Source organism: Wolbachia endosymbiont of Muscidifurax uniraptor, from assembly GCF_054149795.1.
Genome location: NZ_CP083727.1, coordinates 655566 through 672292 on the forward strand (window position 1 = coordinate 655566; position 16727 = coordinate 672292).

The window sequence follows — 16727 nt, forward strand, 5'->3', positions numbered from 1 at the left end:
GTTGCGTGGAACAAAAGTTAATAATAGATAAGCTAATTAGGGTTATTCCATTTGAAGGGATAAGCGATGAAACCCTATTAAAGGTGTGCACTGACCTTAATCTAGCTAATAGCTTTTGCAAATTTCAGAATGGAATATATAGCGCTTTGGAGCACATAGCAGAGGACTTAAATAGCTCAATGGAAGCTGAACTAAGGAATTCTAATTTAGAAGATATGAAAGTGCGAGAGCGAGTAAAGTTAGCCATTCAAATACGCTTTTCAAATTACGCTAAGCTACCAAATTATAGAGAACTTTTAAAAAATGTTTTATTATTCTCTGTATCACCAAAAAATACATATTTTTCTAGTAAACTTTTATACAGAACTGTTAGTGCGATTTGGTATGGCATTTATGACCAATCAACAGATTTTAACTACTATACAAAAAGAGCAATATTAGCTGGAGTGTACTTAAGTACGATACTTTTTTTTATCAATGATTATTCAGAAGATTTTGTGGATACTTTATCGTTTCTTGATAACCTTATCAACAATGTCATGACATTTCAAAAATTCAAAACTCGCTTAAAAGGAATCATAGGAAATTTCTTATAAGCTATTGATTGTTGGTAGAAAAGTACTTGAGCACGATCCTGAAAAGGTTTGTGAAAATAAAAATATTCATGCTGATCATAAAGAACATTTAGTTTATCGTGAGGATAATAATGGTACAACAAAATACACCAGTTACGAAGAAAAAGAAAATAAATTTATTGAAGAAGCACATGAATATTTAATAGACTCTGAATTTAATAAAAATTTTGATCTAGGGCAGTACAGAATAAGTAATTTCTCCGGAAACTTGACGAAAATAGAACTGGAACTCATCAATGAAAAGTATATGCAAGTTCAAGTTAATAGAGAAAGAAAAATTATTCTCGCTATACCGTAGGTGCGTTCCAAGATTATACTGAAGTTTTTATTGCACTCAAAATCTTCGTTTTTCCTAATCTCTAGAATTATCAATGCATCATCACTTAACCAGCCTGAGTGAGCTAGTCCATTCAACGTTGATTCAACTAGATTGCTATTGTAAGGTGGGTCTATAAAAACTACATCGCACTTTGAAATAGGTTGTGGCAATTTGTTAGCACTACAACAAATTAGCGTGACATTGTTCGTAATTCCAAAATCTTCTGCTGTTTTTTTAGGCAGTTGCAAATTGTAATAATCTGAATCCACCATGAATGCATGTTTAGCGTCACGAGAAAGCGCTTCAAATGAAAAAGAACCACTACCACAGAATAAATCAAGTACATTCAAGTTATAAATAGGTTTTCTTGAGGAAAGCATATTAAATATTGCTTCTCGGACAATACTCATAGTTGGCCGTGCAGCTAAATGCTTACCTGTAGTTATTTTTCTTCCGCGATATTTGCCTGCAATGATGCGTAGCATATTAAATAAGCTCCAAAATAATTAATTATTTATACTATATGATTAATGTCAATATGGCTTTAGCAGTTTAATAGAGAGAAGCTATCGAGTCGCTTGTAAGAAAAACACAAACACAAGACTCATCAGTTATCTTTTTCTGATTTGCCTGCTGCATTAATTGCTTGACCAATCTCATCTTGTAAATCATCATGATCATTTTTTTCATCATGATTTAGCCCTTCAATTCTGCTTTCTAACTCTAACTTAATTATAGTATTGATTTTATCTATATTATCAAGAAAGCCTCTACATTCTTCTTCACTATACTCTTCACCAGATGCTTTTTTTTCAATAAATAGGTTTTTAAATCCTGCTAGATCAGAATTCTGATCGGTATTTAGTACAACATTTCTCTCTATGAAGCTAAGATCTGACAGCAGTAAGCTAACCTCTAACAGATCCTCACTTTTCACGCTTTTAAGGTCTTCAAGACTTTCTAAAATACTAAACAACTTAATCCTTTCTTGTACAATCTCTTTGTCTTCCTTATCAAATTCAGACAATAAACTATGATTATCTACAAATTTCTCACTCAAAGCTTTATTCAATTTAGCAAAATTGACATCCTTGTCAAGTGATGTGTTATCCCGCAACAAGTCTACCCTTGCCCTACGCGCATTTAAAATGTCGTCGTAGTCATTTAACTTTATGTTGCCATCTTTGTCTTGCTGCAATTTATAATAATCAAGGCCTTTGAAATTTTTATTAGTCTTCATCTTCAATCCTCTTCTCATCTCCTTTTGCATCTGGTTTCCTCATTGGTTCCGGTAATTTCCTTTTACTGTCTTCTCGATTTCTTTTTTCCTCTCTTTCAGCACGTTTTTTTATAGCTTCCTGGGTATTCATTCCAAAAAGTGCCTTAACGTACTCTTCTGGATTTTTTGGTTCTTTAAATAAAGGCTTAAGATTATAAACTTCGTCTTTTCGATCTCTTTCTTCTTTTCTTCTAGCTCTTTCAGCACGTTTTTCTACAGCTTCTGGAGTGTTCATTTCAAAAAGTGGTGAGAGGTTGTAAACTTTATCTTGATTTCTTCTGCCTTCTCTTTCAGCACGTTTTTCCATACCTTCAAAAGCAGATCCAAAATCATCAATTTCATCTGGGCCTTTTGGTTCCGTGCCTAAATTTCGTGTCACTTCATTTGATTGATCAGGCTTATCTTCTTCTGTTGGCTGATCATGCTGTAGTTGATTAGGCTTGTCTTCTTGTTCTGTGCTTAGTTCTCGTACTACCTTATCTGGCTGACCTCCCCCTCGTAGTCGAAGAGGGTCGCCTTCTTCTAGTGGCTGATCATGGTTATCTCTTACTAGTTCCGTGCCTAACTCTCGTTCTACCTTATTTGATTGATCAGGATTGTCTTTTTCTGGTTCTCTCTTACGGCCGATAGTGTAATCATGAAGCTTCTCTAAGAAATCTCGCCTATATTCTTTTGCTCTATAGAGTAGGTTATGATCATAGCCATGCTTTCCTATAGAGTCAAGGCCATGCTCCCAAGTAAATTTCATAGCATCTTCTATTGTATAGCCCAAATGTGATCCTACATATCCTTTGTAATATTCTAAATATTTACCGATCCTTCTATGCGTAATATCTTCCTTATCAACTCCAAATGCCCTGTAGATTTTTTCCTCAAGTTTATCAACGTCATTTTTAGGTGATGTTGCAAATTTTGTTGCTTCAATAGTAGCACCTACAAATTTACGTGGCACATCAATAGCGTATTTCAGCACTCCTCCAACTCTTGGTACTCTCCCCAGCAGATTAGCTGCACCTCCAGCTAATCTATCCGGTAAATGAGTAGCCCAACTGCCTAAAGACTCTAACCCTCCACCAATTTTATCTTGCACTGCTGATTTGCCAAAATATAAGATTTGACTTACAAAAGACGCATCTGGGTCGCCATGTGCAGTAGCGCTTGGAGAATGCTTAGAATACATACTAGATATATTGTAAACGCTGAATCCACCACCAGCGATACTTGAGCCCATTTGTTGTACGAACGTGCGTAAGGAGAACATTAAAAATGAAAGCAAGAATAATACAAAGATTTCCCCTGCATTGATTAAATAACCTCTCTGTATGTCTTGCACCCTTTGGTAATCACTATTTTCTCGATAATCTTTGCAATCCTCACAATCTTTACATTTCTTACAGTATTCACTGTTGGGATCCTTATATAAATCATGAAGTTTCAGTCTTCCACAACCTTGTTGTTCTAATACTCTTTGCACCAAAGACTTTATCTCTCTTTTGAGATCTGGTCTTATGGTACCTTTTCTGTAGTCATCCACTATTTTCCTATAATTTTTACACTTTGCTTCATCTTGCTGAGATCGACAGTAAAGCTCTGTTATTTTACTATTCATACCACCTATCTTTTTGTCTATATTGTTGATCAACAGTAGAATATCAGCTTTTTCTGATGCATATGATAAACTATTTGTTAAGCGTACTAGATCTTTTGCTCTACAGTCATTCTTCACTATCATATCACTTTCTGCAATATAGTGGTCTGCTGGATTCTTCTCAGTACCAGGAACTGGGTTAAAGAAAGGATAATCTATATAACGAAACCCTTTTTCAATGTAATCAGGTGGAAGAGGGATATATCCAGCGCCGCCAGTAAATTTTATTGTACCACCTTCTCTGCTTAGTTTTTCTATACCTTCTATATTTTTATCTATGTTAAGTGGAGAAGCTTCTCCAAGAGTGTAAGGTACAAAAATTTGCCCTGGGGTCCAACCAAAATACTGTTTATCAATGATACAAAAACCACCAAACACCCATTTTGGAGCACATAACCTTACCTCGAACCATTTATTGTAGCATACAGTAAAACCTAGTTGTCTATAAAAGGTATTCATTATAATGGAAGCCAGTAATGACAAGAGAGCAAATATCATAATCGACTGCAAACAAAAGCTGGTGCAGAATTTTATCCAACCTTCAAATAGACTTTTCAGTGGTGAGAATAAAATAGAGATTAGGAACAGCGGCATGATGGCTATAAGAAAAGCTATACCCATAAAACCAGAGAGGAATATTATGTAAGCATATAAGCACAGCAAGAAATATAAAACTATCCCTATGAAAATTGCCGGTATCATCAGAAGGCTTGCCCACATTTGGTAATGCAAAAACGCTGCAAACTTTTTCCAAACAGAATAAGCAAAAAACTTATTGAACATGTCCTCCATGAAGCTAAACAACTTAGCTTCATCTCCTTGAGCAATACTTCCGGTGTTCATGTTGGGAGCAAAGTTAGTAATTATACTTATCAATTGTTCAAGACCTTTAACGAATAAAACAAGAAAATGATCATAGAAAAATCTAAAACTTCCAGGAGATATAAGCACTATTACTAGAGTGATTTTCATCATTCTGATGAGCATATCATGCTTAGTCTCTTGTATCATGCCAAAAAGATAAAGAAGCGATGAAATCATTACAAATAGAACAAGCAAGGAAAGAACAAAATTGTGAAAGCTCGTACTTTTTTCAGCTATATTTTCGAACATAGCTTGTGCAGCTGCAGGATCGTTACTGTTAAAATGCTCTTCACAATTTTTGTTAATCAATAATACACATTTTAGATAGTTATAAATATAATCAAAAAACCCAAAACTACTTGGCTGCTGCACTCCACTTAAGAACTCAAAAGAGTAGCCACCTACATTATCTAAGTAATATCTATCTAATATTTTTACATATATTTTCCATCCCTTTTTTAACTTCAACTCATTACAATTTCTGTCCTTTAATTTAGTGTTATCTCTGTCTAAAGTAAAAAATCCATTGTCGCCCTCTGCTGTGGAGTTATAACCTAGATGTACAGTAGGATATTGAGGATCGCGCATTAACTTTAGATTTTCGTTAGGATCATCTTTCCCCGTTTGAAACAAAAGATAAGCACCATGACCGTTGGTAAACCAACATGGAGCACCACGTGATACTGTATTTGCACTATCATCTTCATTAATGCACTTGCAATTTACAGTGCAACTTGCATTAGGCTTACTTGAAAATTTTTGTATGCTAGGTTTATAATCATTACAAACTAAGTGAAAATTAGGTAAACTATTATCACTTTGTTTACCTTCAAATTTAGTTGCATATTTTAACTGCTCCAAGCTTTGTAAGGTATAACTGCCTTTTTTAGATTCCTTCTTGTTATTATTACTCCAAGATGTCCATTCACCATTAACTCGCACTTTTAAACTATCTCCATTGGTTTCGAGTCCGGTGTCCTCCCACTTCACCACTTGGTTATGGTGAAAACCATAATTAATTTCGCCAGTTTCAGGATCAATAACTTCTCCATCTCCTGGAATAAACGCATCGTGGTCGCTTGAAAAATGAGCGCTTACTGCAATAGGTTTAGGACCAAAATAGTCAGCAGATATACACCTTGGAAAAGGCATATCGTTTTTACTACAACCTGTGATCAGCACATAAGCTGCAAGAAGTAATACCCTAAACCAACATTTGCCTAAACGTGATTGCATATCTAAACTTTTTCCAAATACAGAATAAATTTCTAAAACTTTACTTAAAATATCTTTTTAATTAGTTACTCCATAATATCATTTATATCTTACTCCTCTCCATTTTCTTCCTTGTTTTTAGCTTTAGCACTAGGATCACTTCTTATTGTTTCATCAGAATTTTTTTGCTGATCTGATTGTTTTAATGTTTTAGGTCTATCACTCGTTGTTTTATCAGAACTTCCTTTAGAATCTTCTTTTTTGTCTGGTTGCTTTGGCGTGTTAGGTAATTTAGCCTCAATTTTTCCCCGATCTTTACTCATTTTCTGCTTGATACTCTGTATCATACTTTGGGTCTTATCATCAAGGCCAACGGTTGACAGCATAGCTTGCGATGCGCTCTTAGCAACTGTACCAACACCGCCAGTAACTCCATAACCAGAGCTAAATAGTGTTTGTACCATAGTTTCCGATATAGAAACAAAAGCTTCCATTGCACCGGCAATAATGAGGTATATAAACGCCTGGATTAGGTCTATAGGTAATGCTGCAAAGTGTCCACCAGCCCTTTCTCCGGTACTGAGTGCAACATCAACGCTAGTGCCAGGACTGTATCCAAGAGGCAGTATTGATTTCATCAAGCACAGATCATACGATAAGAAATTTACGCTAATTAAACATTGATAGCATGCAGAAAAATTTGTGAGGTTATATAAAACTGAATACATCAACTGATTTAAAAGAGATAAAAATGAAAATAAAATGACTGGTTCTAATGAAACATGAGCCAACGTTTTTATCCAATTATCAAACAAGGGTTTAGTCTTTTGAAATAGAATAAATACGATAAATAAAGGTGTTAATGACAGTAAAAACGCCACTAGAACAGTAGATATTACATATTTAAACGTAGCGCTAATAATGCATTTTAAGAACATAAAAGTAGCGTAGAGTATTGCCAAAAATGCAATAAAGCCAAAAGGACCAGAGAGCATCAATGATAAAAACTTTAACCAAGTTTCTGCTGTGAATAATACTCCTGCTGTCAAGTCTAAGAATGCAAATTCTCTCCCCCCTTCCCCTATATAGCCAGAAAAGCTATCAACCAAATAAGTGCTACCATCTATAAAAAGTCTGGATAAAGTTGTACCAAAAAGTTCCCAGCTTCTATCGCTAAAGGCAAAAGCTATAAATGCTATCTTGAACATTCTTACAATGAAATCAAATTTACTTAGCTGTATTGTTCCAAGCATATAGCCAACGACAGTAAATATAACGTATAGAGTAAGCAAAGCTCTTACCCCTTGAAGAAGACCTCTTGCATATCCTTTGTATGAATCTTTAACGCTGTCCCCAATTACTTCTTCTTTTATAAGTTTAAATACCCCGTTTACATTCGATGAAATAAAATCATTAATTTTTCTTTTAACAAATAAAGTTACTGTGTACTTATTATTTTCATAATATTTGCCATTTTCATCTGTAATGTCATCTCTCTCTACGTTGCTTACATTGATGCCGAAATATATCTTCTTAGATTCTTCGTTCTGAAAGTGTTCTCCGCTTATTACATCTAATATGGTGTACTCATCTTTTCCGTTTACTCTTTCTCTCACTCCTACCACTTTAAAATCATTAGTTCCCACACCATGCAAATCTTTAGGTGGCTCATCACCTAAATATACATATAATTTTTCGCCATTAATATATTCACATGATCTAGTCACTTTAACATGGTACCCACCTCTATTAGCTCCATAGTGACCATAATCTGCAATGGCAAGCATCACACTGCTACCAGGTGTTACACTTCCTATTGGATAGTCATGATTTAATTTTAAGGAAAAATCTTCAAAATTATCACTGATTTTTGAGCATACTAGTTTATCATTTTTCTCCTTTCCTGCTCCTCCTCTTTTTGGAAGACATTGAATACCTTTAGCATCGCCCTTCATATCATTACGCTTGCCTTCAGAAATACTTGCATCACCTGGATCACTTATTTTTGCAACAAGAGCCTCAGCCCAAGATTTATCATCTTCAGTAAAACTACCTGCTTTAACATTCCCTTCCATTTTTTCTAGATAAGAATACATATCACATTTATTTCCTTTATCGTACTTCTTATACCTTATAGAGGAGACACAGTTCCGTTCCCCTGCTTGACCTAAACCATAGTTCCATATACCCTTCTCAGTATAGCATATATTTTGATGGTAACAGTTAAGCTCATAGGAGGAGTACTTTTTTCTCTCATCAAGACTACAGTTTTTTCCATCACATAACTCGTTCAATCCTATTTTAGCGCGGCGTAAATCAAGTAGTGAACCATATACCCATGGTTCGTTGTCTTGAATATAACCTTTATTAAAATGCACCTTATTATCATATGGGGTATACCCATTGCCAACTAGCACTTTGCTTTCCTTTGCTTTTGTTTTATCAAGAGGTAAAAATTGTATTTTATTTTTTGTACCATCTTTACCATCATAAAAAAACTCTCCCCCCTGATGTACTTCACTCACTGTAGCTTTCTTATATACAGTTTCCTTACGGTCATTTTCTACAGCTTTATAACAATTGTCATCAAAATTGATGCCTTTCCCTTCTGGATTGTCGTAATCAATTGTTATTTTTCTGGGAACTAAGCTGAAGCTTAACTTGTCACCAGGATTTACTTTAATTCCAGTGTCCACATAACGTCTATTGCTGCCAAATCCTTTGCCACCACATAGTTCGTTTTTACTTTCATTAACACCATAATTGTTAGGTACACTATTAATATCCGCAGCCTTACTATAATTTGGTTCTGAGCCATCAGCACAAAAGCTAGCTGGCACAAGTACTTTCCTTGGATTTTTGTCTTCTTTAAAAGGGCAAAAATTTACTGATCCATCGAGGGTGAATTTGATTTTCTCACCCTGACTAATTACCTGACCAGAATCAACCCAATGAATTTTATCGGCTTTACGAACTGGAACATCCACATTAACGCTGGTGTTTTTGCTCTGCAACCCAGGCTCGACACAATCCATATTACAACCAGTGATTGCAAGACACAGTATCAACAATAGTGATCTTTTACTTATCATTGCTGTCTTCCTTGTGGTATCTGAGGCGTTGACCTTTGAGTCCCTTGTGGTATTTGAGGTCTTGACGTACCTGACTGTTGAGAGGAATCTCCTCTTTCTCTTCTTTGAACGCTTTGTTCATCTAACCCTACTGTTCCCATTAAGCTTTGTTGATACTGTCTTCCAGGTTCGCTTGCTACATAAGCACCAAACAACGAGTCAGATATTGCCGAAGAAGCTTCAACTAAAGCTTTCATAGCGTGTCCCAAAATAACAAAAGCCATCATAGCGGTAATATTAGGTGTATATTTGGAAGCATAACCATAAAAAATACAAGGGTTAAAAATCTTTAGGTTAATATTAAGTATACATGTAGAGCAGACCTCACAATCAAATACTGAATACACAATATAATCCATAACCTGACTTATCAGTGATATAAAAATTAAAAGGACCACTGGATGAATTGCAAATCTTGCTAAATTTTTAACCCAGTTTTGAAACATCTGCCTAGTATACGCAAATAAAAGACAAATAATAAAAATAGGTGCTAAAGAAAGTAATAACGCAACTATTGCTATAGATGTAATAAAAGAAAATAAGGCATTAAAAATAGATAAGCTCACTGTGATTAAACCCCAAATCACCAAGCAAAAAGATACAATGCCCAAAGGGCCAGAAAATATAAGAGATACTATTAACAATACTGAATGCGATGACAAGAACCTATTGAGCGGCAAATCAAGAAACTCAAAAACATTTGAAGTAGTGCCTCTAAAATTTGCTATTTCTATTAGTTGTTTTGGAGTGTTAATAAATATAGAGAATGCGTTGTTATAAAAAAAGTCCCAGCTATTATCCTGCAATAGCTGGGCGATGATTCCTATCTTTACGCATATAATTAAAAACTCATATATAGAAATATGAGTTAATCCAAAAAAGTAATAAAGAGTATATAAGATTACATATAGTACTAATAGTGATATTATAGTAGATCTAATGGTATTTGTTCTGCTTGATTTTATAAAACTTTCGTAAAGAGACTTCACAGGACTAGTATCAGAGTGAATTGCGTTAGGGTCTTTATAATTAGAGCCGAAAAATGCAGTTTTCACTTTTTCATCAAAGAAATTATATATTGCACTAAAAGTTTTTGTAGGTGGCTCTTTAGTTGTTAGGTTAATACTAAACTGACCTTCATTTTTGTAATCGCAGCCATGGTCTCTTATTCCATAATATATGGTGCCTTTTTTTTCTTTTAACTTTTCCTTTAAGCCTTCCATGTACTCAGTATCATGAACTTTGCTGATATCTACAGATATATCCGCTTGGTTTTCACCAGGCTTATGCTCAGGAAGTTTGTCAGAGACGCTTATATACAAACTATTCTCCAGACTGTGGTTCTTCGCTACTCTTATGTTGAAACCACCTTTGTCATTTCTATCATAGCAGTGCTCGTCATTTCTACTACATAAACTAAAAGTTAAACTTGGTGTTCGATGGTATTTTTCTATCTTATAATCACAGTTAGTGCATATGCCACCTGTTGGAATGTGTTCAAAATCTTCACCATCCATGTGAACACGTAATAGTGTAATGTCAGTTTTTACCTGTTTTTCCTTTAATACGTTACTAATAGTTTCAGCAATAACAGATTCACCACTAGAATTTAAAGCATTGAATATCTCACCTTCTATACTATTGTATTCAATGTATGCGCAACCTTTGTTTCCGCTGTCGGAAGGAAATTTACATATACGTCCGCAGAGTAAATTCAAAATGCGCGTATCTGTTTTGTTTTTCTGATCACTTGAAAGCTCACTGCAGTTTACACTTTCTCCTTGTTTTATAGAATTAATAATGTTTGTATCTTGACTTAACTGCGAAAAATCTGAATCCCAGTACTCTTTTCCATTCAACCATTGCGCATCGCCTATTATATATTTATTAGGACATATTTCACCCTGACATCCTTCTCGATTTAAAACATGTGCAAAATGTTCCGTTTCTTGTTCGCTGCACTTTTCATCAATTTTCACATACCTGATTTTTGTCTCACTCTCTTTATCTTTACACACTTTACTTCCAATAACACTAAAGCTTATCGTATCGCCTTCCTTAAGTGCAAATGGTAATGTAACGCTATTTTCCCCAGGCCCAATTGCAAAATCTTCATACTGCTTAGGGCAAAAATTAACCTTACTAGGCACTATACCAATCTCTGTTACTCTTATTCTATCTGAGATATTAACACCGGAATCAACCCACTTCTGCTCTGTTGACACTATATCTAGTTTTTCACGCAAACCTGATAAATTTTCTGGCTTAATACAGTGATGTTCCCCGCAGCCTGACAGAAAAAAAAACGGTATTATCAGCAAAAATTTTAGCATAAATCCAACTCATTCAGTGCTTTTGTTAACACTCTCGGAGCTACTAGAACCAGAACCTCGAGATTTACTCTTGTCTCCACCACTCAACTTCTTAGCAGCAGCACCAGCAACTCCAGCAACACCCCCAGCAGCAGCTTTGGCAGCAGATAAAGCTTTGCCCACCATTTGTCCAGGTGTCTGACCTGAGCCAAGTGCTGCTCTATGGTTACCAGCAAGTTCAGCAGCCATGCCAGGAAGAATGTTTAAAAAGTGGTAAAAGAGGAATAATACTAAACACAATTTTAATAATTCTCCGATGAGAGAGCTGCCAAACTCCATGTATGTAAAGTCGAATAGACCAAGTATGCTGCTCTTTTTAAAGCTATAATTTTGCATCATACATGCAAGAGTAGTTTCATTTTTATCACATTCCCCATTTTTCAATTTAAACCACTGTTTTTTCTTACTATATGAGATTTCTGCTTGTTTCTTTTCATATGACTTGTCCGGTTGTTCATTTTTATATGACTCGTCCAGTTCAAAATTTAAATTTTTAAAATAGATTTTATCACATGCTATGAACATAAAGGACAAAAACGCAAAAAGGATAACCGGGTATAAGCTATAGGTAATCAACTCTTTCACCCAGCCTTCAAAATATCCTTTGGTGTGTTGGAATAAAACCATAGGAATGAACAAAGGTGATAAAATGATGATTACACTTAAAGCAACTAGAGATAAAATAAATACATAGCACAGCCACAAAATAACCATCATCATCAGAACGGCCATAAATATACAGACAAGAGCTACTAAAATTTGTCCACCAGCAAAAATAATACCGATTACCGAACCTGCAACTAATAAGACAGGAGCAGCACCAAGCAAGACTGCTAACGTTGCAACACCTCCAGTACCAATTTTGCCACCAATTCCATCTAAAGGGGCACCTAAATAAAATAAAATTCTACAATCAAGCCTATCCCAAGGTGCAAGATAACTGTAAGATACCCTCTTTCCTGCACGAGTATATTCATAATCTGTACCTGCTTTATAATTACATATGCCTTTACTTTCAGATGATGCTTTTAGCACTATCTCTGACAAACCATTTGAGAGACGAGTTAATTCTCCATAATAATGAGACATGGTACTGCCTGTTGTGAAGTAAATCACTAAAGCGAATTTTATGATCAACATATACATTTCTTGAGGCCTCTGAACTCCACCAGACATGGCTTTTATAGAGAACAGTATTAAAGCTAAAACTAAAACAGCAGTTACAGTGTTTTTCAGCCTTTTCTGTGCTACAGATATAAAACTCTCACCATTTGGTGCACCTTTACCTGCAACTAAATTATCTAACGATTCCTTAATGCATTGCACTATCATAGAAGTTACGGGAATAGGAGCTAATGATTTACTCCCTGCCTGGTTATAACAAGCTTCAGAAACATACGAGCTAAAACAGCCAGCATTATCATAACCTACAAAAATTTTTCCCCCTTGTCCGTTGAGTCTTTTTTCTTTAGATCTGATAATAGTTTTATAGTCATCATTATTACCAATAGGAACTTTTTCCTCTCCTGTACCATCTTTATTTTTGAATATCATCACAGATTTTTCACACATAGGAGCAAGTGGGTCAGGTGGCAATTCCGTGCACCCCATATCAACCCCTTGCGGCCAAGGAGTCATTTCGATACCAAGCATTTTCACACTTGCTAACTCCACACATAATCTGCCCATTTTTCTTACTGCTTTAAATGTAGCTCCATGTATGGGTTCGCTCTGTCCTGCTTTGAGAACTTTACATTTCAGCTCACCATCAACCTTCGGGGACCATGACCCATCTACATATCCAGTATCTTTCTCCCTGACGTCAAAATCTATGTATCCAGTTTCTTTTCTGAAATCAAAGTCTTTCTTGTTAAAAAGATTACCAAAAGTTAAAGGGTTTCGATGACATACTTCTATATATTCACTGTATTGCACACCGTTTTTTGGCCAGTAATAACTCTCTGTACTCTCCTGAACGTTAGAATTTAAGGCTTCTTTTTCTGCTCTTTTCCCGTCATAATCTTTTTTGTTCACGTCTTCCCGAGCTTTATTTTGCAAACAAGAAAAATATTCCTCTTCTGTTTGGTAATTTTCATTGGTGCAGCCACTATAACCTGTGTCTTCTAATTTAAAATTTTTGTATTTTCCATCATGATCACGTGCAACTGGGTGTTTAACAAAACTATGTTCACAAACAACAAGCCCTCCTATCGCTTTCCAGACTCCAACAATTGCAGCTATCATTCCAACAATAACAAGAGCGGTAAACAAACCAGCAGAAGAAACGATCAAAACAATGCCAGTAAATATTGCGCCAACAGCAATCGCTATTCCAGCAAGTGCTGCAGCTGTTTTAAACGCTCCACAACCAGGATTAGAGGCACGACTAAAACTGCCAGTGGAATTAAATCTGCTAACAAATTCTGTCTTGTCAGTACCACTTACTCCATCTGCAAGCACTGGATATGAGAGTAAAAAGTCTATATTTAGTAAAAATATCGCAATTAATAGCAATGACAGCTTAGTCTTAAACATTTTTTACCTTCTGATAAAATATAGGCAACCATACTTTTGGGTTGTCCCCAACTTCATTTAATATATCGTGTAACAATAGAACACTTTCTGCACGTCCGGATAATACGTTGATTATATCATCCAGGCCTTTTAAGTCTATTCTAGCTACTACAGCATTGACTCCTTGTTTCACCAAAAAGAATCTAGTACTCGGATCTGTGTGCTTAATTAATATATATTCACGTTCAGTTAACATAAAAACATCCCGATAGACACTAGTAGCTTTCAGATTTGGTAAAAAAATCTGTGTCGCTGTTTGTTGTACAAGCGTATCGCTAATAGTACTTTTACTTGCATCCTCAACACTCTGAGTAGCAAAAATCACAAAAGCATTTAGTTTTCTCAGTACCTTCAACCAGTCTTTTATCTTGGGTGCAAAAACTGGATTATCTATTAACGCCCATGCCTCATCAAGAACGATAATAGATGGAGTGCCATCAAGAGATATACTAATCCTATGAAATAAATAAATCAAGACCGGTCCAAGAGCAACAGGATCTTTGAGCAAGCTAGCCATCTCAAAACCAAATACTCTTGCTCGTGAAAAATCTAGCAAATCTTCTTTATTGTCAAATATTGCAGCATGAGAACCATTATCATGCCACATAGATATTGCCCCAGCTAGAGTATCAGGACCTGCAAGCCCTAAAAACGGTACGAGGTTTCTCAAGAATCTGTCTTCTTTTCTTAATTTAAAATTTCCTTCAATTGCATCATTAATTCGTGCAATATCTTCTGAAGTAAATTTATCATTATATACCGAAATTAAAGACTTTATCCACTCCATTAAAAATGTTCTATTATCAGAGGTATCATCAAGTTGTAAAGGATTAAAATTTGTTTTAGTTCTTGGTTCTATTACAGTATAGATACCACTAAGTGCTCTTAAGAAAATCTCTGCACCGCGATCTTTATCAAAAAAGAATATCCTTGGAGAAAACTTCATCGCTTGGGCACACAGGAAATTCATTAAAACAGTTTTACCAGCACCAGTTGGGCCAATTATCATAGTGTGTCCAACATCCCTTATATGAAAGTTGAAAAAAAATGGAGTACCAGATGTCGTGTCAAAAACTGTAACGGCATCTCCCCAGTGGTTATTGAATTTATCACCAGTAGGATAATTATGTTGAGATGCAAATCCAGCCAAATTAAGACTACTTATTGTAGCTTTTCTCACTATATAATCGAAATTACCAGGAATTTGCGCCCAAAATGCTGGTTCAAGGTTAACTCTCTCACGTATAGGGTAAACACCGCAATTAGAAAGTTCTGATTCTACCAACGACAGAGCGTTATCCAATGATTTAGGACTTTTTTCTATACATAAAATAGTCAGGTGATGTTGACCAAACGCAATCTTACCACTCATTGCGTCATCAAGCGCTTGAGAAATTTCTGCTATTTGAGAAATAGCTTTATCTGCAGACTGTATCATTCGATTTTGCTGTATCTGCATTTTTCCAATCGCCATTTGCCTGTTTATAAATTGAAAAGATTGCGTAATTATAAACTCGTAAGGAAGTTGTAAAAACGAATCAAGCATTCCTGCAGAAGTATGATTTCCATATTCTTTGATACTAATTATTCCAGCATATTTACTCTCATTATGAGTCACAACCTGTATCATCTTACAGCCAAAGAATAACCTATGTACTGGTAAGTATCTTGATATTTCAGTTCTTAGCGGAAAAAGCGTATTTGTAACGAAGCCACAATTTACGATTCTAGATAGAAACTCCATTATTTCGCAGAACAAACCATCTGGAGTTTCTTTTACTCCAAGAATTTTAGGCGAATAATTTCTAAGGCTTGTCACTACACGATTTGTCGTTTCCTCTAAATCTTCATACGTGGCACGTATATCACTTTCCCAAGCATGTTTTGAAGTTACACGTCCGAATTTTTTTAGTAGATGTGACAAAAATTCTACTCCTTTTGTGTCCGCTCTACGGATAATCGTAATGTATAGGTCATTAATAAATGATTGCCTTGTTGCGTGTTTTTCTCTCCATTTTAGATTTACGTGATTAGCGAAAAAATTCGGCAAACCTTGACTTGCAAATTCATCAGAAAAAATATTTTTCTTACGTCTGATAGTATGAAAATACAAACTAAATGCCGGAGATGAAATGCTTCTTAGCATCTGATTCCTGATGTTGTTCTGTATGACTAAATCCTCGTCATCGGCAGTTTCAAATGCAAAACCACTTAATTTTATAACCTTAACCAACCAATTTTCTTTTGTCATCAAGGTTGTGCTATTCCAATAGCAAGAATAAGGAATAAATTCAGCAGCGTGAACTTCCCTGTTCAGAGTAGATTTATTCTTTGATTGAATAGCCCTAAACCTCAGCATCACACAACGTTAAGCAATATCATAAGAATTGGCTCCATGGTAAAAACGATTTAAACATTTCGAGCACTTTCCCAATTTTACCATAAATAATTCAATAAACAACGGTTCTTTTGCAGAAGCTATATAACCAAGTCCATGCATACCTGGTAACATTAAGAGAATCACTCTTAAATCATTTGAATTAATGAAAATTAGCATGCAAATCAGGACGTTTAATATTGCAAACATATAACTCACACCAAAGAGCATTGCAGGTCTTGTAAGACCTTTAAATAATTGATCTGTTTGTATACTACCTGTGGACATATCTTTAACCTTCTAATAATAGCTC

At 35.3% G+C, this 16727-nt stretch carries 9 protein-coding genes and 1 pseudogene; 2 read left to right on the top strand and 8 right to left on the bottom strand.

Annotation, left to right across the window (positions count from 1 at the left end):
- The first annotated feature begins 5 nt into the window (after positions 1 to 5).
- A complete protein-coding gene (locus tag LA754_RS03380; protein ID WP_006279275.1) occupies positions 6 to 596 on the top strand; it encodes a COQ9 family protein in 591 nt (196 codons plus the stop codon).
- Between the two features lie 22 nt (positions 597 to 618).
- Positions 619 to 933, top strand: a pseudogene (locus LA754_RS03385) (hypothetical protein); the annotation flags it as partial.
- Here LA754_RS03385 and rsmD read toward each other — a convergent pair.
- The 8 genes from rsmD to LA754_RS03425 all read right to left on the bottom strand — a co-directional run bounded on the left by rsmD (position 891) and on the right by LA754_RS03425 (position 16702).
- Positions 891 to 1439, bottom strand: a complete 549-nt coding sequence (gene rsmD / locus LA754_RS03390; RefSeq protein ID WP_077188204.1) for a 16S rRNA (guanine(966)-N(2))-methyltransferase RsmD — start codon at positions 1437 to 1439, stop codon at positions 891 to 893. The pseudogene LA754_RS03385 and the gene rsmD sit on opposite strands and share 43 nt — an antisense overlap.
- Positions 1440 to 1561: 122 nt before the next feature.
- Positions 1562 to 2194 (bottom strand): WD_0853 family protein, encoded by a 633-nt coding sequence (locus LA754_RS03395; protein ID WP_077188205.1) that lies wholly within the window; start codon positions 2192 to 2194, stop codon positions 1562 to 1564.
- Positions 2184 to 5981 (bottom strand): type IV secretion system protein, encoded by a 3798-nt coding sequence (locus LA754_RS03400; protein WP_457923574.1) that lies wholly within the window; start codon positions 5979 to 5981, stop codon positions 2184 to 2186. Before LA754_RS03400 ends, LA754_RS03395 begins: the two co-directional genes overlap by 11 nt.
- 89 nt (positions 5982 to 6070) lie before the next feature.
- On the bottom strand, positions 6071 to 9052 hold the full coding sequence (locus LA754_RS03405; protein ID WP_457923575.1) for a type IV secretion system protein: 2982 nt from the start codon (positions 9050 to 9052) through the stop codon (positions 6071 to 6073).
- Positions 9049 to 11424 (bottom strand): type IV secretion system protein, encoded by a 2376-nt coding sequence (locus LA754_RS03410; protein ID WP_457923576.1) that lies wholly within the window; start codon positions 11422 to 11424, stop codon positions 9049 to 9051. The genes LA754_RS03405 and LA754_RS03410 overlap by 4 nt, the downstream gene beginning before the upstream one ends.
- A 9-nt stretch (positions 11425 to 11433) precedes the next feature.
- Complete coding sequence (locus LA754_RS03415; protein WP_457923577.1) at positions 11434 to 13998, bottom strand: type IV secretion system protein; 2565 nt, start codon at positions 13996 to 13998, stop codon at positions 11434 to 11436.
- Positions 13991 to 16396, bottom strand: coding sequence for a VirB4 family type IV secretion/conjugal transfer ATPase (locus LA754_RS03420; RefSeq protein ID WP_457923737.1), 2406 nt, complete (start codon positions 16394 to 16396; stop codon positions 13991 to 13993). Before LA754_RS03420 ends, LA754_RS03415 begins: the two co-directional genes overlap by 8 nt.
- A gap of 9 nt (positions 16397 to 16405) precedes the next feature.
- A complete protein-coding gene (locus tag LA754_RS03425) occupies positions 16406 to 16702 on the bottom strand; it encodes a type IV secretion system protein VirB3 (protein WP_006279216.1) in 297 nt (98 codons plus the stop codon).
- Between the last annotated feature and the right edge of the window lie 25 nt (positions 16703 to 16727).